Source organism: Shewanella sp. H8, from assembly GCF_040285065.1.
In the GTDB taxonomy this organism is placed as follows: domain Bacteria; phylum Pseudomonadota; class Gammaproteobacteria; order Enterobacterales; family Shewanellaceae; genus Shewanella; species Shewanella polaris.
In genome coordinates, this window is sequence record NZ_CP157213.1 from 754,974 (window position 1) to 776,821 (window position 21,848).

General features: G+C 41.5%; 18 protein-coding genes. 10 read left to right on the forward strand and 8 right to left on the reverse strand.

The features are described 5' to 3' along the window. The first annotated feature begins 6 nt into the window (after nt 1-6). Both nqrE and nqrF read left to right on the forward strand, forming a co-directional pair. Nucleotides 7-615, forward strand: a complete 609-nt coding sequence (gene nqrE / locus ABIS04_RS03220; RefSeq protein ID WP_137222931.1) for an NADH:ubiquinone reductase (Na(+)-transporting) subunit E — start codon at nt 7-9, stop codon at nt 613-615. Nucleotides 616-639: 24 nt separating this feature from the next. Beyond that, on the forward strand, nt 640-1,857 hold the full coding sequence (gene nqrF / locus ABIS04_RS03225) for an NADH:ubiquinone reductase (Na(+)-transporting) subunit F (protein WP_137222929.1): 1,218 nt from the start codon (nt 640-642) through the stop codon (nt 1,855-1,857). Between the two features lie 126 nt (nt 1,858-1,983). Here nqrF and ABIS04_RS03230 read toward each other — a convergent pair whose 3' ends face one another. Both ABIS04_RS03230 and ABIS04_RS03235 read right to left on the reverse strand, forming a co-directional pair. Continuing rightward, a complete protein-coding gene (locus tag ABIS04_RS03230) occupies nt 1,984-2,157 on the reverse strand; it encodes a helix-turn-helix domain-containing protein (RefSeq protein ID WP_140233340.1) in 174 nt (57 codons plus the stop codon). Between the two features lie 111 nt (nt 2,158-2,268). Next, nucleotides 2,269-2,949: a nucleoside-diphosphate sugar epimerase gene (locus ABIS04_RS03235; RefSeq protein ID WP_137222925.1), complete on the reverse strand. Its 681-nt coding sequence runs from the start codon at nt 2,947-2,949 to the stop codon at nt 2,269-2,271. A gap of 199 nt (nt 2,950-3,148) precedes the next feature. Here ABIS04_RS03235 and ABIS04_RS03240 point away from each other — a divergent pair, with 199 nt between their 5' ends. Beyond that, nucleotides 3,149-3,820 carry a nitroreductase family protein gene (locus ABIS04_RS03240; RefSeq protein ID WP_140233341.1) on the forward strand — a complete coding sequence of 224 codons (672 nt, stop codon included), beginning with the start codon at nt 3,149-3,151 and terminating at the stop codon, nt 3,818-3,820. A gap of 188 nt (nt 3,821-4,008) precedes the next feature. Here the strand turns inward: ABIS04_RS03240 and ABIS04_RS03245 are convergent, their stop codons facing one another. After that, nucleotides 4,009-4,935 (reverse strand): LpxL/LpxP family Kdo(2)-lipid IV(A) lauroyl/palmitoleoyl acyltransferase, encoded by a 927-nt coding sequence (locus ABIS04_RS03245; RefSeq protein WP_350432587.1) that lies wholly within the window; start codon nt 4,933-4,935, stop codon nt 4,009-4,011. Nucleotides 4,936-5,039: 104 nt separating this feature from the next. On the opposite strand from ABIS04_RS03245, the gene hldE reads away from it, so the two are divergent. The 3 genes from hldE (at nt 5,040) to ABIS04_RS03260 (ending at nt 8,142) form a co-directional block, all read left to right on the forward strand. Next, nucleotides 5,040-6,470, forward strand: coding sequence for a bifunctional D-glycero-beta-D-manno-heptose-7-phosphate kinase/D-glycero-beta-D-manno-heptose 1-phosphate adenylyltransferase HldE (hldE, locus tag ABIS04_RS03250; RefSeq protein WP_350432588.1), 1,431 nt, complete (start codon nt 5,040-5,042; stop codon nt 6,468-6,470). A gap of 3 nt (nt 6,471-6,473) precedes the next feature. Then, the gene (locus tag ABIS04_RS03255) at nt 6,474-7,454 is read left to right on the forward strand and encodes a hypothetical protein (protein ID WP_350432589.1); all 981 of its coding nucleotides are present in this window, start codon (nt 6,474-6,476) and stop codon (nt 7,452-7,454) included. A gap of 223 nt (nt 7,455-7,677) precedes the next feature. After that, nucleotides 7,678-8,142, forward strand: a complete 465-nt coding sequence (locus ABIS04_RS03260; RefSeq protein WP_350432590.1) for a TetR/AcrR family transcriptional regulator — start codon at nt 7,678-7,680, stop codon at nt 8,140-8,142. 157 nt (nt 8,143-8,299) lie between these two features. Here ABIS04_RS03260 and ABIS04_RS03265 read toward each other — a convergent pair whose 3' ends face one another. The 4 genes from ABIS04_RS03265 to ABIS04_RS03280 form a co-directional block, all read right to left on the reverse strand. Next, a complete protein-coding gene (locus tag ABIS04_RS03265) occupies nt 8,300-9,001 on the reverse strand; it encodes a DUF3581 domain-containing protein (protein WP_350432591.1) in 702 nt (233 codons plus the stop codon). Nucleotides 9,002-9,431: 430 nt separating this feature from the next. Then, complete coding sequence (locus ABIS04_RS03270) at nt 9,432-10,460, reverse strand: sensor domain-containing diguanylate cyclase (protein ID WP_350432592.1); 1,029 nt, start codon at nt 10,458-10,460, stop codon at nt 9,432-9,434. Between the two features lie 104 nt (nt 10,461-10,564). Continuing rightward, nucleotides 10,565-12,049 carry a Re/Si-specific NAD(P)(+) transhydrogenase subunit beta gene (gene pntB / locus ABIS04_RS03275; protein ID WP_350432593.1) on the reverse strand — a complete coding sequence of 495 codons (1,485 nt, stop codon included), beginning with the start codon at nt 12,047-12,049 and terminating at the stop codon, nt 10,565-10,567. Between the two features lie 11 nt (nt 12,050-12,060). After that, on the reverse strand, nt 12,061-13,590 hold the full coding sequence (locus ABIS04_RS03280) for a Re/Si-specific NAD(P)(+) transhydrogenase subunit alpha (RefSeq protein ID WP_350432594.1): 1,530 nt from the start codon (nt 13,588-13,590) through the stop codon (nt 12,061-12,063). Between the two features lie 465 nt (nt 13,591-14,055). Between ABIS04_RS03280 and ABIS04_RS03285 the strand changes: the two genes are divergently transcribed. The 4 genes from ABIS04_RS03285 to ABIS04_RS03300 all read left to right on the forward strand — a co-directional run bounded on the left by ABIS04_RS03285 (nt 14,056) and on the right by ABIS04_RS03300 (nt 20,757). Then, nucleotides 14,056-15,846 carry an assimilatory sulfite reductase (NADPH) flavoprotein subunit gene (locus tag ABIS04_RS03285; RefSeq protein ID WP_350432595.1) on the forward strand — a complete coding sequence of 597 codons (1,791 nt, stop codon included), beginning with the start codon at nt 14,056-14,058 and terminating at the stop codon, nt 15,844-15,846. A 71-nt stretch (nt 15,847-15,917) separates the two neighbouring features. After that, the gene (gene cysI, locus ABIS04_RS03290) at nt 15,918-17,609 is read left to right on the forward strand and encodes an assimilatory sulfite reductase (NADPH) hemoprotein subunit (protein WP_350432596.1); all 1,692 of its coding nucleotides are present in this window, start codon (nt 15,918-15,920) and stop codon (nt 17,607-17,609) included. After that, a complete protein-coding gene (locus ABIS04_RS03295) occupies nt 17,602-18,393 on the forward strand; it encodes a phosphoadenylyl-sulfate reductase (protein ID WP_350432597.1) in 792 nt (263 codons plus the stop codon). Before cysI ends, ABIS04_RS03295 begins: the two co-directional genes overlap by 8 nt. 639 nt (nt 18,394-19,032) lie before the next feature. After that, nucleotides 19,033-20,757, forward strand: coding sequence for a hypothetical protein (locus ABIS04_RS03300; RefSeq protein ID WP_350432598.1), 1,725 nt, complete (start codon nt 19,033-19,035; stop codon nt 20,755-20,757). Between the two features lie 109 nt (nt 20,758-20,866). Here the strand turns inward: ABIS04_RS03300 and ABIS04_RS03305 are convergent, their stop codons facing one another. Beyond that, entirely contained in the window at nt 20,867-21,760 is an 894-nt protein-coding gene (locus ABIS04_RS03305; protein ID WP_240778431.1) for a phospholipase A, read from the reverse strand. Nucleotides 21,761-21,848: the final 88 nt, after the last annotated feature.

The window sequence follows — 21,848 nt, forward strand, 5'->3', positions numbered from 1 at the left end:
AACAGCATGGAACATTATATTAATTTATTTATCCAAGCGGCGTTTATCGACAATATGGCGCTGTCATTTTTCTTAGGTATGTGCACTTTTTTGGCCGTGTCGAAAAAGGTCTCTACAGCATTTGGTTTAGGTGTTGCCGTGATTGTTGTGATGGTGCTGGCAGTGCCATTAAATCAAGTTATCTACGTCAATATTTTAGCCCCAGGCGCATTGGCTTGGGCGGGTTTTGCTGAACTTAATTTAAGTTACTTACAGCTGATTACTTTTATTGGGGTGATTGCTGCGTTAGTGCAAATCTTGGAGATGTTTTTAGATCGTTATATTCCGGCCTTATACCAGTCATTAGGGATCTTTTTACCATTATTAACGGTAAACTGCGCTATTTTTGCTGGGGTTATTTTTATGGCCAACCGTGACTATAACTTTACTGAGTCAGTGGTATTTGCGTCGGGCTCTGCTGTGGGTTGGGCGATGGCCATAGTGTTACTTGCAGGACTTCGTGAACGAATGAAGTTTCATGCTATTCCAGACGGATTGCAGGGCATTGGGATCACATTTATTACCACCGGCTTAATGGCTCTGGGCTTTATGTCATTTGCGGGCATTACGTTATAACGCATTAAAGAAAAGGGTTATTTAATGGAAATGGCAATAGGTATTGGCATGTTTACCATAGTGGTAAGTTTGCTAGTGATGGTGATTTTAGTCGCCAAACGAAAGTTAGTGAACACAGATGATGTCACAATTAGCATTAATGATGATGCCAGTAAAACAGTGCAAACCCCTGCCGGTGATAAGTTATTAGGTGCTTTGTCTGGGCAACATATTTTTATTCCGTCTGCGTGTGGCGGCGGTGGCACTTGTGGTCAATGTCGAGTGAAAGTGAAGGCTGGCGGTGGTGATATTTTGCCGACTGAACTGGATCATATTACGAAAAAAGAAGCTAAAGAAGGTTGTCGTTTGGCATGCCAAGTTACCGTGCGAAACAACATGGAACTTGAGATTGACGAAGAAATCTTTGGGGTTAAAAAATGGCAATGTGAAGTCATTTCAAACAATAACCAGGCGACCTTTATTAAGGAGTTACTGTTAAAGCTCCCTGATGGCGAAGACGTATTGTTTAAAGCCGGTGGTTATATTCAAATTGAAGCACCAGCTCATGAAGTGCGTTATGCCGATTTTGATATTCCTGAAGAGTATCGTGGTGACTGGGTTCGATATGGCTTATTTGATTTAGTGTCTACCGTTGATGAAGACGTATTACGAGCTTATTCAATGGCAAACTACCCTGATGAAAAGGGTACTATTATGCTAAACGTGCGTATTGCGACGCCGCCTAAAGCAGGTTTACCACCAGGAAAAATGTCGTCATATATTTTTAATTTAAAAGCGGGTGATCAGGTAACTATTTCAGGGCCATTTGGTGAGTTTTTTGTCAAAGAAACCGATGCTGAAATGGTGTTTGTTGGTGGTGGTGCAGGTATGGCACCGATGCGATCGCATATATTTAACCAGCTAAAAAGTGTCAAAACCAAACGTAAAATGAGCTTTTGGTATGGTGCTCGTTCAACTCGGGAAGTCTTTTATCAACAAGACTTTGATCAACTAGCCGCTGACAATGACAACTTTGTTTGGCATGTCGCTTTGTCTGATCCTTTACCTGAAGATAACTGGACAGGTTATACTGGTTTTATTCATAACGTGTTGTATGAAAACTACTTAAAACAGCATAAAGCACCAGAAGATTGTGAGTTTTATATGTGTGGACCTCCAATTATGAATGCGTCAGTTATCGCGATGTTGGAAGGGTTAGGGGTGGAGTCTGAAAACATCTTATTAGATGACTTTGGTGACTAATCCTTTGCACATTCGTCCTTTGCAGAACTATAGGTTGCTAAAGAAGATAAATTAAGTGGACAAAAAAATCCCCATACCGTCATTGACTATTTGGGGATTTTTTTAGCCGATAAGTTCAACTATATATTAACGATCAGAACATGCTAAATAACGCATCACTTCGGCTTTGTTAAAGCTAAGCACTTCACCGTTTTGTTCCGTGAACAGCAAATTTTCGCGAGCATAACGCTTAATCGTCGTAGGGCTTTTGTCGAGTATTTCACAGACTTCATTAAAAGTTAAATCGTTATTATCACTCATTCCTATTCTCCTTGCGTTATGGTTACTTTGACTCGTCTTATGTCGTTAGTATTGAACAACTGTGGTGTATTAACTTGTCATAAAGCTGCGCTATTGTCGAGAGTAGTATTATTAATAATGACAGCTGTGCATCATGCCATTGGTGATTATTTGGCAGGTAGGAGCTACTTGAGGTTTCAAGGCAACTTGATACATAGATTCTGCAACTATTTGTGCATCAATTGGCTGGTATTGACGCAGTGGCCCGATAAATAAAAATGCTAATCCACCCAAAATAGTTTGACCAATATCTTCCATAAAACGGCTATGATCCCTTGGTCCTAATAATAAGCTCGGCTGAAAAACATTAAGTACTGGCAGTGGTAGTGCCTTAAGTCCTTGTTCAACTTCACCTTTAATCCGATTATAAAATACCTTTGATTTAGCATCTGCACCCAATGCCGTAACTACCATAAATTTAAGCGCCGGATTTGCTTGTGTTTGACACAGTTTTGCAAAGGCTAGCACCGCTAATTTATCGACTTGAATAAAGGCTTCTTCACTGCCAGCTTGTTTGATGGTGGTGCCTAAACAGCAAAATGCATGATCAACTTTGTCTGCCAATATGACTTCATGTAACTCATTAAGTTGGCAGGGAATAAATTGCACTTTTTCAGCACCGAATTGATGTTCAACCAATTTAGGTATTGAGCGGCCAACAACCAATACCTTACTATATTGCTCACTTTCAATGATGCGAGTCAGTAAGGCGTTGCCCACTAATCCTGTTGCACCCATTATTATTGCAATCATATAATCCTTAGAAAGCTAAACTGACTCGCATAGACTCTAATCTGTCGCTCTAATGGTTTCAATAAGAATATTTTAATAGCATTTTTTAGTGTGTTTGTTAGCGTTAGGGTTATGACAATAAATGAGTGCCGAATAAACATAACCATCATAAGAACAGTCATTATAAGCACAATCAAAAGAACAACAATAAGGATGAACGATGACCCAAGCGCATTTACCACTAACAGATTTTATTGAGTACTCAACTGATGAAATGCTTAAACGAGCACAAGATCATTACCAGGAGATTAAGCGGCGTCATTCTATAAGAGCATTTTCTGATCGCGCAGTGCCGCAAGCCATTATTGAACAATGTATTTTAGCTGCGGGCACGGCACCTAATGGCGCTAATCACCAGCCGTGGCATTTTGTGGCAATTAATAGCCCACAGATAAAAGCGCAAATTCGTCAGCAAGCAGAAGCGTTAGAACAAGCATTTTATGCTGGTCGTGCAGGTGAAGAATGGCTAGATGCATTAAAACCGTTAGGCACCAATGCCGATAAACCCTACTTAGAACATGCACCTTGGCTGATTGCGGTGTTCAGTAAAAAGCGCACCGAAGCCGCAGGAGAGCAGAAAAGTAATTATTATGTACACGAGTCTGTGGGAATTGCGACTGGATTTTTAATCCAAGCATTGCATCATGCTGGTCTTGGTACATTAACTCACACACCAAAACCGATGAGCTTTTTAAGTAAAGTGTGTGGCCGTGACAATGATAATGAACGTCCCTATATGCTTATTATTGCTGGGTATCCGGCTGATGATGCGACTATTCCACAACATGCGATCGACAAAAAAACATTGAATGAAATTTGTGATTTTATGTGATGTTTATAACAGAGACTGTTTAATGAATTAGTGGTTCAGCTAGTCAGTATTGTCACTCGATTACATTATCGATTCTAACAGTGATTGAGCGTCGGTATACCCAAAGTATTAGCAGATTAACATTAACCAAAAAGCGCCTAATGGCGCTTTCTTTTATTAACCACATTCGAGTTGTCGATTAAATAAAATCAGTCATATAAGGATGGTGTGTCTTCAGTGGGGCGGGTTTTAAAGCGACGATGTAGCCACATATATTGCTCTTTGTTGCGGTTAATCAGTTGTTCAACAATCTGGTTACCACGAATGGCGTCGTCTGTTTCATTATCGCCAGGGAAGTTCTCTATGGGCGGCATTATTTCAAGGGTGTAGCCTTTATCATCGCTATTACGTTCAACAAAAAAAGGCACCACATTGGCTTTACCTAGTCTCGCTAGTGCAGTAGCACCAGTAATGGTTGCAGCATCGGGTACGCCAAAAAATGGGATAAATACTGCGCTTGAACGACCAAAATCTTGATCGGCGGTATACCAAATAACGTCTGGGCTGCGCAAACTGCGGATCATTTGGCGCACGTCGCGCTTAGGTACTAAGCCTTTGTTTGAACGTAAGCGACCTTTGACTTGTAAGTATTCCATCACCGGATTGTTGTGGGGACGATATACTCCAATTCCCGGGGCAAACTGGCCAAAAATTCGCGCGCCCATTTCAAGTGGTAAACAATGTACGGCAAATAAAATCACCCCTTTTCCATTGTCTAGGCTTTGACTAACATGCTCAGTGCCTTTAATGGTCATGTGTTGCTGCACGCGCTCGTTAGACCACCACCATGCATTAATGGTGTCAAATAATGCTTTACCGGTTTCTTCAAAAGTACGCTCAAGCAGTTGCTGTTTGTCTGTATCACTCATATTTGGAAAGCATAACTCGATATTACGTTTTGCTGTATGAGTTCGGCCACCAGCTACTTTCATCACTAATCGACCAATACTGCTACCAATTTTCATTTGCCAAGATAAGGGTAATAGCAGGGTTAAACGCATTAAACCGACGCCTAACCACATAGGCCAATGTTTAGGATGATATAAATCAGAAGAAAATTCGGCTTTCTCGACCACAGATAACTCGTCTAGTTCGTAAAAATTATTTGTTATTCTAACTCATATTTTGCTGAAAATTAGGTACAATCACGGTTAATTTTTTATTAGACAGCGAATACACTATGAAGGTTTCTCTTCCAGCTTTTGAAAATGCGCGCGTTTTAGTGATTGGCGATGTAATGTTAGATCGCTATTGGGTTGGCCCTACGGGACGCATTTCACCTGAAGCCCCAGTCCCTGTTGTTAAAATTAACCAAATTGAAGATAGACCCGGCGGCGCTGCTAACGTGGCATTAAACATTGCTACGTTAGGTGGTCAAGTCCAGTTAGCGGGTATTGTTGGCCAAGATGAAACTGCGCAAGCACTTACCCAAGGGGTTAAAGTGTTTGGTGTTGAACCGCAATGGCTCACCGTAGCAGACAAGCCAACGATTACTAAATTACGGGTATTGTCACGTAATCAACAATTGATCCGCTTAGATTTTGAAGAGCCTTTTGATAAGGCAACTAGCCAAGCGTTATTTGCTCAAAGTGAAGCGATTTTAGATAATGTCGATGTATTGGTATTGTCTGATTATGCCAAGGGCGCCATTGATGAGCCAAAGGATTTTATTGCTAAAGCTCGAGCCAAAGGAGTAAAGGTTTTAGTTGATCCTAAAGGTCATGATTTTGCCCGTTATCATGGTGCGTCATTAATCACCCCAAATATGAGTGAGTTTGAAGCGGTTGTCGGTACCGTTACTAGCGAAGCTGATTTAATTGAAAAAGCCCAAAAGCTGATTAAGTTGCATAACTTTGATGCCATCTTAGTGACTCGCTCAGAAAAAGGCATGACGTTAGTGTCGCAAGACCAACTTGAATTGCATATTCCAACAGTTGCCCGTGAGGTTCACGATGTGACTGGCGCCGGCGATACCGTGATTTCTGCCTTAGCGACCTCGATTGCTGCCGGTGCTACATTGGCGCAAGCCTGTGCGATTGCCAATACTGCTGCGGGTGTGGTTGTGGGCAAGTTAGGCACATCAACAGTAAGCCGCATTGAACTAATACAAGCATTAGCCTTGAATCATGGCGAGTCTGGTTTTGGGGTGATGACAGAGGATCAATTGGCTTATGCGATGGAGCAAGCACGTTTACGAGGTGAACGTATTGTGATGACTAATGGTTGTTTTGATATTTTACATGCTGGCCATGTGAGCTATTTGCAACAAGCCAAAGCGTTAGGGCATCGTCTTATTGTTGCGGTAAATAATGATGACTCAGTTACCCGTTTAAAAGGTCCTGGACGTCCTGTTAATCCAGTAGATCGCCGTATGGCAGTTTTAGCTGGACTCGCATCAGTAGATTGGGTTGTTCCTTTCGCTGAAGACACGCCACAACGTATCATTGCACGTTTATTGCCTGACTCTTTAGTGAAAGGCGGCGATTACAAAGTGGAAGATATTGCTGGTGGTGCTGAAGTGATTGCTGCTGGTGGCAAGGTTGAAGTACTTGGATTTGAGGACGGTGTATCTACTACCGCGATTATTCAAAATATTATGTCACAAAAATAGTTGATGCTTAGATACTGGCAAAGGCCATTACTCAAGTTATTAAGCTGTAGCGTTGCTTGCGTACCGTTATTTGTTTGTTACTTTGTTAATGCTGGTCAGTTTATTTCGACGCAAACTAAGACCATCAATCAAGCTCAAAAAACAGCTGTTATGGTTGAAGATGATTTGGCGAATGATGCTATTCGCCAAGCTTATTTTACCCCTATAACAACGAAACAAGCGCTGATATGTTCTTTCTCTGCACTGGAAAAGTGTGTTGCGTTACTCCCTTTGTCATTACAACACCAAACGCCTTTTTCTGTTGCCAATATTCGCCGCGCTATTGGGAGTAAAAGTGCGATGGTGCTCGTTGCTGAAAGTGACAGCATTGCGGGCGTTATTATCATTAATCCAGCTAAAGACATGCTTGAGCAAAGTGGTGCTATTGGCTTAACAACTTATCAGTTGCCGTTAACCAATCAAACAAAACTAACTTTGTGGCATGAAATAGGACATTTATACAATATTTCATTACAAGGCAGCGTTTTACCTTACTCTCTAACAGAATATCAGCATGAATGGCTAGCAGACTTGTATTTGTTATGGTGTGTTGCACAGCAATACCAACAACTCGATTTAGTATGGCAACAGTTCCATCGGCGTAATCTTGCACTGATTAATGACAGCGGTAATTTGTCACATTGGAGTGCGCCTCAGCTTCAAATTGTGCTGAGTCATTACGATGTCCAACAATTACAGCATTTTTCTCGATATGAAGATTTTTTAACGGCTGTTTATCCGTTAATGCCTGCGTGGTCACCGCGTGATATGAGGGAGTTTTCGAGTTTAGTCCAGCGCACTTTTAGCTCTGTTCAATCTTTGCCTGAGTATATGTTTTGGCGTCAACCTGAGTTAATTCAAGTACTGAGACCGACGTTAAAACAGTTGATGGGTAAAACTAAATCACAGCAATGGCTTAAAAAGCAATTCTCAACAGCAAAGTGATATGTAAATGTTTATTAATTATTATTTTTAGCATATACAAATTCTTGGTTGTAGTTATTGATAACCTTTGATTTTAAAGGGTTAATAAATCGTTATCGCGATAATGTTCTGTTTACCTAGATATTGTACGGTTAAATATGTTGTAAATGTGCCAATTCTTAGCAGAATTTTCTAGTGGGGTCTGGTAAGCTCTTGCACTAAAAAAAAATTAGAGAGACTATTTATGGCCAAACGTTCTCGAGTTGAAACTGAGTTAACTGTTAACCAAATTTTAGATGAAGCCTTTAAGCAAATACTCACAATTGGTTTTGATACGATGTCGTATACGACATTATCTACAGCCATTGGAGTTAGTCGAACAGGTATTAGTCATCATTTTCCACGTAAAACAGAATTTTTAGTGCGTTTAGATCAACGGATCGGAGAGTTTTTTGTTGAAGCACTCGATTTTAGTTCTGTTGCATCACTAGAATTATCGTGGAGAAAAGCATTACAACATAAAGAGCATAAAGCGGTTTTAAAATTGTTTTTTAGTCTTTGTGGCACAAATGACAATAGTGTCGCTTATTTTAGTGCAGTAAATACTGCTAAAGAAATGGCGACAACTGAGTTGGGTGAAAACGGTGAGAAATTTATTAATCAGCTAATTGGTTATAGCGCGGTTTTGTTGTTTGAAAGTTCACTTTAATCCAAAGTTGTATGAATTTCATTCGATGTAGGGTTTGTTAAAATCAGGGCCTGTTTATCCAATAATGTTAACCACGAAAGATAAATAGGCCTTAGGTAGATTATACATATCGCTTATTCTTAATGGAATAAGCGATATTTGAAGTAACTGAGGTGGGTTATAACATCACTTTTCTAGATTCGTAATTTTGACACATTTGCTGTGCTTTATCTTCATCATATTCTCGTAGTCCACTGAGAACTAAAGTTTTCTTTCCTGTCCCTATAGCTCGTTCGTTATGACGTAATTCGAAGCTTAAGGTGACATCACCGCGTTTGCCATTAATCAACAGCTGCTGGTCGATTAAATGCAGGCTGATGTCCTCAAAGTCATAGCTATCAAGATGAAAAGACATACTTTCGTAAATAACTAATGGACGATCAGGGTTAATCATTACCTTGTATTGCTTCATCATAGGCACGAGTACATGGATAAAGTTTAAGCCAGAAAAAGCCACATAACTATTAATAAATGCCGCTGTTTGTACATCGCATTTGCACACTTCACCTTGTCGTTCAATGTGCAGGTATTCCTTACCTTTGGTGTCACAAATACTGAATTTATCGCCGACACTTTTATCTACGTGAAGCTCAACATTATCACCTACCATACCAGCAAACTTAAATTGCATATTTTGGCTAAGGCCGTACTCGGTTAGTACAAGCGCAAATAATAAATCGCCTGGAACACAAAAACGTTTAGCGCCCACATCATGGATAGGGTTGAAATCGCCTGCAACTTTCTTTGCAAAGTCACTAGCTTGCTGGGCAGAGATGAACACGCTTTGATCTTGCTTGGTAAAATAAGGTGATAAAAACATAAAAAGTAATTCTTATTGGTCAGTTATTTGCTGTCGCACTATGAAATTTGTTACTGCATATTGCAGTTACAAGCAGAGTGCTAGGGAAGCAAAGTCATTAATAAAATGAGTCATTGAACGAGAGTTTACTGTAAAACGTCGATTACACTCACCCGATGACTATGTTGATCGCTACATTTGACTCGAGATCGTATTTGTTTGGGATATTTTCTGAGAGAGACAATGATGTATTTCCATATATATCAATTCCTTATTGTTTTTTTAGCTAGACTTTTTATTGTTTACTTATATTTTAAGTCTGTAGCATATCCTAGTCGCAGAAGATTGGCTTATTTAATTAGAGTTTTAGCGGCCAAATTTTCCAGCTTTCAAGTTGGTGCTGTTTAGTGAATTGTCATGCCGTTTGATTATGTCGCTCAATGAATCGTTTTTACCAAAATAAAAAGTTATTTTTACCATGTTTTTTGACGCTGTACATGGCTTTGTCTGCTTGTTCGCATACATTAGTAAAATCATCGAGTTCATCAAACAAACTTATCCCAATGCTTAGGCCAATGTTAATGGTTTCGCCTTCAAGTTTTATGGGGTGTCGATATAACGCAAGTAAACTTTCAGCTATTTGAGTTAGTACATTGGTGTTGTCACATTGAGTTAAAATAACAAATTCATCTCCGCCAAAACGCGCGATATGAAAACCATACTGTTTTGCCGCGGTGTCTGCAGGGGAAAGTAGTTGTTGGCATATGCGATTGAGGTCTTGGGCAATAAGAACAAGCAGGCTATCACCATAGCGATGCCCTAAATGATCATTAATAATTTTAAAGCCATCAAGGTCGATAAAAAATAATGCGCCTGAATGATGAGCTGATTGCGTTTGTTTTTCGCGTTTGAAAGCCGTAACCAGTGCGGTGCGATTGAGTAAATTGGTTAATGGATCGCGGTGGGCTAGTTTGGCTAAATCTTCTTCGTAGCGTTTCTCTTTGGTGACATCAATATGAGTGCCCATAATTCGAAGTGGTTCACCGTTAGCGCCATATTCAATAATGCGACCGCGGTCAGATACCCAAGCTACACTGCCATCTTTGTGGATCATTCGGTGTATGGCTTGATAGGTTTCAGCTTTACCTGCTACATGACTTTCAAAGGCTTCAATAACCCAGTCTTTATCTTCTGGGTGGAGATTGTTTTTCCAGCTGTTGATATGCGCAGGTAATTCTTCGCGAGTAAAGCCGAGAAGTTGTCCCCATTGCTGATTAAATATCGTCAAGTTTCCGCTAGGAATATGCTGCTCCCATAGACATAAGCCCGTACCATCAAGCGTAGCATTGAGTAGCTCGTTTACCCGATTATTGATTAAGGTAAGGCGGCTATTTTCATGCTCTAATTGCTTAATTCTTTGCTTATATCGTTCGAGCTCAAGTTCAAGCTGAAATTGCGTACTGTTATCCTGCTGTGCCATGGATAATCAATAATCCTGTAAAGTCCAATGGATCCAGTTTAGCTAATTATGAACAAAAAAAATACCAGCAATAATTGCTGGTATTTTTTGTTCATAAAGCTGATTTATAAAGCTTTAAGAATCGCTTCAACACTATCTTTGGCGTCGCCAAATAGCATTTGGGTATTGTCTTTAAAAAACAATGGATTTTGTACACCGGCATAACCCGTGTTCATTGAACGTTTAAAGCCAATCACATTTCGGGCTTTCCACACTTCTAATACTGGCATACCAGCAATAGGACTGCTTGGATCTTCCATCGCAGCAGGGTTAACCGTATCGTTAGCGCCAATGACTAATACCGTGTCGGTATCAGCAAAGTCGTCATTGATTTCGTCCATTTCTAGCACGATATCATATGGCACTTTAGCTTCAGCCAAAAGTACATTCATGTGGCCAGGTAAACGTCCTGCTACAGGGTGAATACCAAAGCGAACTTTAATGCCCATTTCACGTAGCTTTCTGGTGATTTCTGCAACCGGATATTGTGCTTGAGCCACAGCCATACCATAACCTGGGGTGATGATGACTGAGTCTGATGCTTTTAGCATATCAGCGACATCTTCAGCGGTTGTTTCACGATATTCGCCAACGGTTTCATCGCCTGAAGCAGCAACGCTATCGTTACCAAACCCACCGGCAATAACAGAAATAAACGAGCGGTTCATTGCTTTACACATAATGTAAGACAGAATCGCACCTGACGAACCAACTAATGCACCCACAACAATCAGTAAGTCATTAGATAACATGAAACCAGCGGCTGCCGCTGCCCAACCCGAATATGAGTTCAGCATTGAAACAACAACAGGCATGTCTGCGCCGCCAATGGAAGCCACTAAATGCCAGCCGAATGCGAACGCGATTAATGTCATCAGAATAATTGGAGTGACAGCACCGCCAGCTTGCACGAACATCACCATAAGAATAAATGACACCACTACCGCCAGTAAATTTAATTTGTGGCGATGAGGTAACATTAATGCTTTAGATGAAATAAGCCCACGTAGCTTAGCAAACGCAACAATAGAGCCTGTGAAGGTGACTGCACCGATAAAGATGCCTAAAAACACTTCCACTAAGTGAATGTTAAGCATGGCTCCGGTTAAGTGCTCTGCTTGTTGGGCTGCATTTGCTTCAACAAAAGCGGCTTTAGCGGTTGCAAGTGTGGTGTTGAGATCTTGTCCCAATACCACAACGATTTCAGATACTTCATGTGGCTGAATATCAATAAAGCTATTAAAGCCCACTAATACAGCTGCTAGACCCACAAAGCTGTGCAAAATAGCGACTAGCTCAGGCATTTCAGTCATTTCGACTTTCAATGCTAAGCGAATACCTATTGATCCACCAATGATCATGGCGAGAATAATCCATTCTACGCCGCTTGTGGCAGGATTGAGTATGGTGGCTGTAAGCGCAATAGCCATACCAATAATGCCAAATAAATTACCATTTTTAGCGGATTCTTGTTTTGATAACCCAGCTAAGCTGAGGATAAAAAACACCGCGGCAATGATATAAGATGCTGTAACCAGTCCTTGAGACACGATATTACCCCTTAATCTTTACGGAACATCTTCAGCATGCGCTGAGTGACGGTAAACCCGCCAAAGATGTTGATACTGGCGATAAGCACCGCGACAAACGCAAGCGCCGTGACGAGTGCAGAACCTTGACCTATTTGCAATAACGCACCCACAACAATAATGCCTGAAATCGCATTGGTGACCGACATTAGTGGTGTATGCAAAGAGTGCGACACATTCCACACCACGTAATAACCCACCACACAAGATAGGATGAATACGGTAAAGTGCGACAAAAACTCAGCTGGTGCGACTGAAGCGACAGCGGCAAAACCAGCAAGGCCTAATGCACCTAAAATGTATTTAAGTTTTGACGGCGCCTTGTCAACTTCGGCGGCTTTAGGCTCGATACTCGCTGCTGGTTTTTGCGGTGCAGCAGATACTGAGATTGCTGGTGGTGGGAAAGTAATTTCGCCACCACGAGTCACTGTCATGTTACGCATGACAACATCATCAAAATCGAGCTCTGCATTACCGTCTTTGGCTTTACACATTAACTTCATCAAGTTGACTAAGTTGGTGCCATAAAGCTGTGACGATTGCGCAGGTAAGCGGCCTGGTAAGTCTGTATAACCCAATACCTTCACGCCATTTTCGGTAATAAAGCGTTCACCAGTGACAGTATATTCACAGTTACCGCCAGTAGCGGCTGCTAAATCGACAATCACAGACCCAGGTTTCATGGTGTCTACCATGTCTTTGGTGATCAGTTTTGGCGCAGGGCGACCAGGAATTAGCGCGGTGGTAATAATAATGTCGACGTCTTTGGCTTGCTCGGCGAATAGTGCCATTTCAGCAGCAATAAACTCTTCTGACATGGTTTTAGCGTAGCCGTCAGACGAGCCGCCTTCATTATTTTCAAATTCAAGCTTTAAGAAGCTACCGCCCATTGACTCAATTTGCTCAGCCACTTCAAGGCGAGTATCAAATGCGCGCACTATGGCGCCTAGCGAGCCCGCTGTACCAATAGCAGCAAGACCGGCTACACCAGCACCAATAACCAGTACTTTGGCTGGTGGCACTTTACCTGCTGCGGTAATTTGCCCGGTAAAGAAACGACCAAATTCGTGTGCAGCTTCAATCACTGCACGATAACCACCAATGTTGGCCATCGATGATAGGGCATCGAGTGACTGTGCACGTGAAATACGTGGCACCATGTCCATTGCCATTACGGTAATATTGTGACTTGCCAATTTTTCAACAAGGTCAGGGTTTTGTGCTGGCCAAATAAAACTCACTAGCTTAGTGCCTGGTTTCATTTTGGCGATTTCGTCATCGGACGGTGCATTCACTTTAAAAATAAAGTCAGCTTGGTACACGCTGTCAACAACATCCGCCCCAGCGGCTTCAAACGCAGCATTATCAAAGCTAGACTTAACACCCGCCTGTGCTTCAATTGCCACACTAAAGCCGAGTTTTATTAGCTGTACCACAGTGGCTGGAGTCGCCGCGACTCGAGTTTCACCCTCGATACTTTCTCTCGGTATTCCAATCTGCATGACTGTTTCCTGATGGTTAATAAAAAGACTGTCTATTGTTGTTCCCCATCAATAGACCATTCCGTTAGAGTATTACTGTCTCACATGGGCACTTTTACGATAGCAAAATTGCAACATGTGGCCATTGAAGTTGGATAAACTATTTAATCAATGGCATCACGCTGACATAGTTATATTATATTTGCACGTCGTTTTACTCAGAGAACAATCAACTTGAGAATTATTCTTCAGTTAACTGGACCTCCTAGCTTGCGACATCAAGCATGTTCGGTACAAGTGCCTTTAGGCTAATTAGTTAGTTTTAAATCAAGGTAATTTAAAAACTTTTAACTGTGCCACACTTTTGTAGCTTAAAAAATTCTCTTTGCATATTCCTAAATGGAATAAAAAATCATCTTTTATTCTTTTTTGGTTTTTATTGGTAGGAGTAAGCTAGTCAACATTACACTGTTATAAGGCCGTCTTATGTTGTTAAAAGAACTTTCAGCTTTAGCTTCGCCACTGTCACAAGCACAAGTCGACAAGCTAAAACAATTTACCTCAGAATTAACTTCTGTTCAGCTTGCCTGGGTCAGTGGCTACTTGGCAGCAAGTGCGAGCCAAGACCAAACCGCAGGTATAGCTGCAGCAGAAACATCTGCCGCGCAAACAGTGACCATTTTATACGGCAGCCAAACGGGTAATGGCCGTGGCGTAGCAAAAGCGTTAGCTGCAAAAGCTCAGTCGCAAGGTTATGCCGTTAATATTATCTCTATGGGTGAATATAATGTACGCCAACTTAAGCAAGAAACCATCTTGTTTTTAGTGGTTAGTACCCATGGTGAAGGTGAAGCACCTGATGATGCGATGGAACTGCATAAGTTTTTAGCCTCAAAACGTGCACCTAAACTTGATAACTTACATTACGCTGTATTAGCGCTAGGCGACTCCAGCTATGAGTTCTTCTGCCAAACAGGCAAGGACTTTGATGCGCGTTTGAGTGCCTTAGGGGCAAAGTCATTATTACCATTAGTTGAATGTGATGTTGATTATGAAGATATTTCATCTCAATGGCAGGACAGCGTTGTTGAAGCCGTTAAACCTTATATTCAAGCATCCAGTGCCAATGTCGTATCAATTAGTACAACATCGATAGCAGGCGAAAGTGAGTACACTAAGCAAAATCCTTACACTGCAGAAGTGCTTGTGAGCCAAAAAATTACCGGCCGTAATTCAGACCGAGACGTACGCCATGTCGAAATTGATTTAGGCGAGTCAGGGCTAACTTATCAAGTTGGTGATGCTTTGGGCGTGTGGTTTAGTAATAATCCAGCATTAGTCGACGAAGTGATCGCCGCACTTGGTTTAGCTGCAGATGACAATGTCACTGTGTCGAAAGAGTCACTTTCATTAAAAACAGTGTTAACCGACAAGAAAGAATTAACTCAGTTATACCCAGGTCTTGTTAAATCTTGGGCTGAGTTGAGCCGTAATTCAGAACTTGCAGCAATTTGTGAAGACAAAGAGCAAACCAGACAGTTTATTCTTAAGCACCAGTTAGCCGATTTAGTTGCAATATACCCAGCCAAGGTTAGTGCCGAACAATTGGTTGATATGTTACGTCCATTGACTCCACGCTTATATTCAATTGCCTCTAGCCAAGCAGAAGTTGAAGCTGAAGTGCACTTAACTGTCGCGCTAGTTGAAGATGAACGCCAAGGCCACGCTCGCTTTGGCGGCGCATCGCACTTTTTAGCCTCTGCAGAAGAAGGCCAGCAAGTTAATGTGTACGTTGAACCTAATAACCATTTCCGTTTACCAGAAAACCCAGAAACACCTGTAATTATGGTGGGTCCTGGTACTGGCGTTGCGCCATTCCGTGCCTTTATGCAGCAGCGCGCCGCAGACGGTGTGTCGGGTAATAGCTGGTTATTCTTTGGTAACCCACACTTTGAACAAGACTTTTTATACCAAGTTGAGTGGCAGCAGTATCTTAAAAATGGCGATTTATCGCGTTTAGATGTGGCATTCTCGCGCGATCAAGCTCATAAAGTGTATGTGCAGCACCGCATAGCCGAGCAAGCTCAAGCATTATGGCAGTGGCTGCAAGACGGCGCCCATGTGTATATTTGTGGTGATGCAGAGCGCATGGCCAAAGACGTACATCAAGCATTAGTGAATATTGCGGTTGAACAAGGTGGCTTAAGCGCTGATGACGCCGAAGCGTACTTTGAAACACTGCGTAGCGAAAAACGTTACCAAAAAGACGTGTATTAAACTCGGTCTAGGTCAGTTTTCAATACCCAATCGCACTAATGAATTGAACAGAATTAAGAGAGGCCAAGGCCATGAGTGAGCAAAAGTTAGCAGTAAACGAATACTTAAAAATCGACAGTGATTATTTACGCGGCGATATCCAAGAGGGTTTAGATACCCAAGTGACAGGATCGTTTAGCGATGGCGATCAGCAGTTGATCAAATTCCACGGTTTTTATCAGCAAGACGATCGTGATTTACGTAACGAGCGTAAAGAGCAAAAGTTAGAACCCTTACACAGCTTCATGTTACGAGCCCGTGTACCTGGTGGTATTTGTACCCCAGAGCAGTGGTTAGAAGTAGATAAAATTTCATCAACGCTAACCACCTCAAACAGCATTCGTTTAACTACGCGTCAAACGTTTCAGTACCACGGCATTCCTAAGCGTAATTTAAAAACTTTGATCCAAGATCTTGATCGCGCCGCATTAGATTCTATTGCTGCTTGTGGTGATGTAAACCGTAACGTGATGTGTAACCCAAACCCAGTTGAATCTAAGTTACATGCGCAAGCGTATGCCGTTGCTAAGCATTTATCTGATCATCTGTTACCACACACTCGTGCTTATGCAGAGATTTGGTTAGATGAAGAAAAGTTATTAGGCACCGAAACGGTTGAGCCTGTTTACGGTAAAACCTATTTGCCACGTAAATTTAAAATGGCTGTCGCAGTTCCGCCACATAACGATGTCGACGTATATACCAACGACCTTGGTTTTATTGCGGTAGCAGAAGCCGGAGAGTTAATTGGCTTTAACTTGGTTGCTGGTGGCGGTATGGGTTCTACCCACGGTGAAGTTGAAACGTTCCCCCGTTTAGCCGATGACTTGGGCTTTATTAAAACAGCAGATGTCACTAAGTTTGCCGAAGCGGTGATGACAGTTCAACGAGACTGGGGTAATCGTGTTGTGCGTAAACGTGCCCGTTTAAAGTACACCATTGTTGATCATGGTCTTGAGGCATTTAAAGCCGAAGTCGAAAAACGTGCAGGCGTTAAATTTGAGCCTAAGCGTGATGTGATCATTGGTGATCGCGGCGATCGTTATGGTTGGGTTGAAGGCATCGACAATAAATTTCATTTAACACTATTTATTGAAAGTGGCCGCATTAAAGATTTACCCGGTCAAACCCTGCAGACTGGGTTACGTGAAATTGCCAAAATCCATAAAGGTGATTTCCGCATGACCTCAAATCAGAATATGATTATTGCGGGTGTTGCTGCACAAGACAAAGCCGATATTGAAGGCTTAGCGCGTAAGCATGGTTTATTGGGCAAAGTATTAAGTGGTACTCGTGGGCATTCAATCGCCTGTGTGGCATTACCGACGTGCCCATTAGCGATGGCCGAAGCGGAACGTTACTTCCCTGAGTTTATCGATCATATTGATGCACTACAGGCAAAACACGGCATTAGCGAGCAATCAATTGTGGTGCGCATGACAGGTTGTCCAAACGGTTGTGCTCGTCCATTTGCAGCTGAAATTGGTTTAGTGGGTAAAGCACCTGGGCGTTATAATTTGTATTTAGGCGCCAGCTTTGAAGGCACTCGTTTAAATAAAATGCATAAAGAAAACATCCAAGAAGCTGAAATTTTAGCTGAACTGGATACCTTGTTTGGCCGCTACGCTACAGAGCGCGATGCCGGTGAAACCTTTGGTAACTTCACTGTGCGCATTGGCGTTGTGAAGGCGGTTATAGACGCCGCTAAGGATTTTCATGCTTAATCAAGTGGTAACGACTGCGTCAACAGACGCGGCCGTCGATCATTCTGTCACTCCGGCTCAACTGCAGGCGTTATTATTAGCGCCGAAAGCAGAGCAAATCGCAGCGCTTGAAAACATTAACCAGTTTTTAGCTGGCTTAACGGCGCAGCAACGTGTTGCTTGGGGTCTAGCGTATTTACCGGGCGAGCATGCGTTATCGTCTAGCTTTGGAATTCAAGGCGCGGTGATGTTGCACATGATGACTCAAGCGCAAAGCGATATTCCGGTGATTTTAACCGACACTGGTTATTTGTTTACTGAGACTTATCAATTTATAGATCAGTTAACTGAGCGCTTAAACCTCAATCTTAAAGTCTATCAAGCGGGTCAAACCCAAGCGTGGCAAGAAGCCCGTTTTGGTAAGCTGTGGGAGCAGGGGATTGACGGCCTAGAAAAGTATAACCGCATCAATAAAGTTGAGCCTATGCAGCGTGCATTAGCTGAATTAAACGTCAGTACTTGGTTTGCAGGCTTGCGCCGTAGCCAGTCGAGTACTCGTGAAGCATTGCCTATTTTAGCCATTAGTGGCAAACGTTTTAAGTTGTTACCCATCATTGAGTGGAGTAATAAAGACGTGCACATGTACCTAACTGAACACGACTTGCCATATCACCCATTATGGGAGCAAGGCTATGTTTCAGTCGGTGATACTCACTCAAGCAAACCACTTGAGTTGGGGATGACTGAAGAAGAAACTCGTTTTAACGGTTTAAAACGAGAATGTGGTTTGCACTTCGATATTTAATCTCTTCACCGTGAGTTTGTTATCGGTATGCTTGATTGATGCAAGATGGTGGGAGAGTTAGCTCGATTCATTGGTTTATGGGTCATTAATTGGTTAGTTTGATAGAAAAAATTAAATTTTATTTAAATTTTTATGCAACTGTGCCGATAGTAGTCTAGATTTAGACATTCCCGTAGACGGTTTTTGTCGACGTTTTGAGATTGTTTTTGCAATCTACGTACCTTCAAAAGCTTTGCTCGCACCTCGAGCACATTGATTGACTTGTTAGCGTATAAGCAATCGATTTGGTTATTCCCGATAACTCTGCACTATAGAGTTATCGGGAAATCTGTTGTTGTATAATTACCCGCACAATCCCCACACTATTTTCCCTTCTGTTTTACTCACACAATATGCATACCCTATTAACCCCATTAATACCAAGCTGCTTGTATCCGCATTTATTGATTTTTTAGGTGTGTGGTTTCTGGAATAAATAACATCCAACGAGGCATATCCTAATGCGTTTGATAACATTTAATGTTAAATTAATCCATAGTTTATCGGTGTAATCAACAATGCTTACTCGTGAAATAATACATTTTTAATGCTAACTCATGTCATGGAAGAGTTAACAATCATATCAATTGGAGTTTATAGATGAATAAAATGGCAATTGCTGCAGTGGTATTGGCTGTAGGTGCTGGCGGATACTTTCTGTCACAGCAGGGAACATCAGTAGTTAAAAACGACCCAATGTTGGATTATATCCCTGCCGATACGTTGGCATTTTCTGGGCAGTTAGTGCCATTTCCGTTAAAAAGTTATCTGTATAGCATCCAGGGTAATTATCAAGCTTCCGATGCGGATAATATGCTGTCTTTGGATGATAGTTCATCTCCTCAAGAGCGTTTTTTTATCAGTTTATATAAGCAATACATGACTGTATTGGCTGATCCTGAGACCCTACTATCAACATACGGATTACCTGATTCACTTAAGAGCTATTTTTATACACTCGGCGCGTTACCCGTGATGAAAATTCAGCTGAGTAATCCAACTGCTTTTTGGGCCGAACTCGATCGTGCCGAGCAAGAAAGCGGCTTGACTCATTCCATGGGTAAGTCTGGCGATGTTGATTATCGCGGCTACGCATTAACTGATGCGGGCGAGAAAGAAAAGATTGAACTCATATTTGCCGAAAAAGATGGTTGGTTAACGGTGACATTGAATACGTCATTTAACCAAGCTGAATTACTTGAAACGGCATTGGGTGAAAAGAAAGTTGAACACCCTATTAGTGAAACCACTATGTTGCAAGATATCGCTAAGAAACATGGTTTTATGCAAGACAGCATAAGCTTTATTAATCATGTTGAATTGGCCAAAGGATTAACATCTAGCGACGGTAACATGCTTGCCAAGCAAATGACCAAAATGGTTGCAATGGAAGGTGAAGATCCATTTGCTGAAATGAAAACACCTGTGTGTCAAACTGAATTAAATGCCATTGCCGCCAACTGGCCGCGTACTGTCATGGGGCTTAACTCATACTCTATTACTCGAGACGAAAGCACCATTGATGCAGCCGTCGTGGTGGAAAGTAACAACCAAGTCATTTTATCTGCATTGAATAAAATACGGGGTTTTGTACCGTCATTTATGGGTGACTCTCATGAAAATATCTTATCGGTTGCGCTGGGTATTGATGCTAACAAATTAGCACCAGCATTGAGTGAAATATGGACCGACCTACAAACACCAGAATATCAATGTGCTCCGCTAGCAGAAATGCAATCTGAGCTAAGTGATTTAAATCCGTCGATGCTTGGCATGATGACAGGTATGGTAAACGGTGTTAAAGGCGTGAGTATTACGTTAGGTGATTACAAATTAACTGAAAAAAATGGTGAGCCGAGTTTTGAAAAGTTAGATGCGCTTATTACAGTGTCGGCTGAAAAACCAATGATGTTAGTTGATATGATGAAGCCCTTTTATCCACCACTTGTAGATGTGGATTTAAAAGACAATGGTGATCCGGTCGACATCACATCACTGTTAATGTTACCGCCAGAATTGGGTGTTAGTGCAAAATTAGCCATAAAAGGTAATCAATTAGTGGCTTATACTGGCGACAGAGGTACTGAACTCGCAGATTTTATTGCTACACAATTACTCGAACCTACAGGTTTTTTCAACTTTTCGGTAGATTATCAAAAAATGCTTACCCCATTAATTGATATGGTGGAAATGAGTGGTGAACCTATGCCAGAAGAACTGTTGATGTTAAAAGACTACAATATGCGTCTAAACATGTCGGTAGATTTCACCGATAAAGGCATAGTAATTGGCTCTACCGTAAACAGTAAAGCGAATGCAAAATAACCCTAACGCTTATTGATCATAATATCTGTAATAAAAAAGGTGACCAGTACGGTCACCTTTTTTTGTATTAGCACATTTCAACGTAATTTTTATCTGATTATAGCAAAAGCTATAGAAGGTCGTTTAGCGCAACACCAATACCAATACGCTGATTGTGATGGTTATAATCAATTAAGCTTTCACCGTAACCATTAAAGTATTGAGTATAAATACGTAAATTACCCACAATCGGGTAGCTCCAAGTCATTTGAATCGCGCCGCGGTTAGTCGCACGTAAGTTGTTACGCAATAACATCGTAAAGCGATGCTCATCTAAGCCGTAAACTCCTGTTAATTCAAAGTTACCCATATAATGGTTGATGTCTGGATTATCATCACCTTTAGCGGAATTAATATCTTCTTTGTCATCTTCTGGGATACGCCACCATACTTTAAGCCCGAGTGCGAACGGACCACGGTCAAATACCACGCTGCCGTATATTCGGTTCCAGCTACGCGATAGTTGATTAGCTTGGCCATTAGATTGATGCACAGCACCGACACCTAAAAACGAGTTAGTAAAGCCGCCAATTTTCCAGTCATTATTAAACAACATAAACACCTCAGGTTCGTGGTTAGTTTCACGAAATGGTGATGATGCATTCGAGTTATAAACTTGCCAATAAGATTGATTTGTATAAGCAAAATACAAATGGCCATTATCACCAAAAACATTATACCAAACTGGAAACTTAAAACTGATTTGAAATTTAGCTTCTAAGTTATCAACGGTAAAATCTTCATCTGGGTATTTAATGTCAAAGGGTGATGAGTTAGGGCGAGTTTGGTATGTCACAGGTAACAGATAATTTACCTTGTGTGGGGTGAGTACAAAACGTTTTTCAGATGTAGCCAGCTCATCTTTAACTCGGGCTTCGACCAATGAGTCTTCGGCAAGAGCAAGTGAACTATTACCTAGTAGTAACAGCAACGAGAGTCCAAGAAATTGAGTACTTTTTATCATTGCATCATCCATCAGCATAATTATTGGTTTGGTTTGGTGTAGTGATTAGTCTTTTCGAGGTTCATTGTTATCAATTGATAGAGATTTG

What these genes read in the sequence shown, in the direction of transcription:
- nqrE (WP_137222931.1), top strand. Translation starts at nt 7, where the DNA reads ATGGAACATTATATTAATTTATTTATCCAAGCGGCGTTTATCGACAAT.
- nqrF (WP_137222929.1), top strand. Translation starts at nt 640, where the DNA reads ATGGAAATGGCAATAGGTATTGGCATGTTTACCATAGTGGTAAGTTTG.
- ABIS04_RS03230 (WP_140233340.1), bottom strand. Translation starts at nt 2,157, where the DNA reads ATGAGTGATAATAACGATTTAACTTTTAATGAAGTCTGTGAAATACTC.
- ABIS04_RS03235 (WP_137222925.1), bottom strand. Translation starts at nt 2,949, where the DNA reads ATGATTGCAATAATAATGGGTGCAACAGGATTAGTGGGCAACGCCTTA.
- ABIS04_RS03240 (WP_140233341.1), top strand. Translation starts at nt 3,149, where the DNA reads ATGACCCAAGCGCATTTACCACTAACAGATTTTATTGAGTACTCAACT.
- hldE (WP_350432588.1), top strand. Translation starts at nt 5,040, where the DNA reads ATGAAGGTTTCTCTTCCAGCTTTTGAAAATGCGCGCGTTTTAGTGATT.
- ABIS04_RS03255 (WP_350432589.1), top strand. Translation starts at nt 6,474, where the DNA reads ATGCTTAGATACTGGCAAAGGCCATTACTCAAGTTATTAAGCTGTAGC.
- ABIS04_RS03260 (WP_350432590.1), top strand. Translation starts at nt 7,678, where the DNA reads ATGGCCAAACGTTCTCGAGTTGAAACTGAGTTAACTGTTAACCAAATT.
- ABIS04_RS03265 (WP_350432591.1), bottom strand. Translation starts at nt 9,001, where the DNA reads ATGTTTTTATCACCTTATTTTACCAAGCAAGATCAAAGCGTGTTCATC.
- ABIS04_RS03270 (WP_350432592.1), bottom strand. Translation starts at nt 10,460, where the DNA reads ATGGCACAGCAGGATAACAGTACGCAATTTCAGCTTGAACTTGAGCTC.
- ABIS04_RS03280 (WP_350432594.1), bottom strand. Translation starts at nt 13,590, where the DNA reads ATGCAGATTGGAATACCGAGAGAAAGTATCGAGGGTGAAACTCGAGTC.
- ABIS04_RS03285 (WP_350432595.1), top strand. Translation starts at nt 14,056, where the DNA reads ATGTTGTTAAAAGAACTTTCAGCTTTAGCTTCGCCACTGTCACAAGCA.
- cysI (WP_350432596.1), top strand. Translation starts at nt 15,918, where the DNA reads ATGAGTGAGCAAAAGTTAGCAGTAAACGAATACTTAAAAATCGACAGT.
- ABIS04_RS03295 (WP_350432597.1), top strand. Translation starts at nt 17,602, where the DNA reads ATGCTTAATCAAGTGGTAACGACTGCGTCAACAGACGCGGCCGTCGAT.
- ABIS04_RS03300 (WP_350432598.1), top strand. Translation starts at nt 19,033, where the DNA reads ATGAATAAAATGGCAATTGCTGCAGTGGTATTGGCTGTAGGTGCTGGC.
- ABIS04_RS03305 (WP_240778431.1), bottom strand. Translation starts at nt 21,760, where the DNA reads ATGATAAAAAGTACTCAATTTCTTGGACTCTCGTTGCTGTTACTACTA.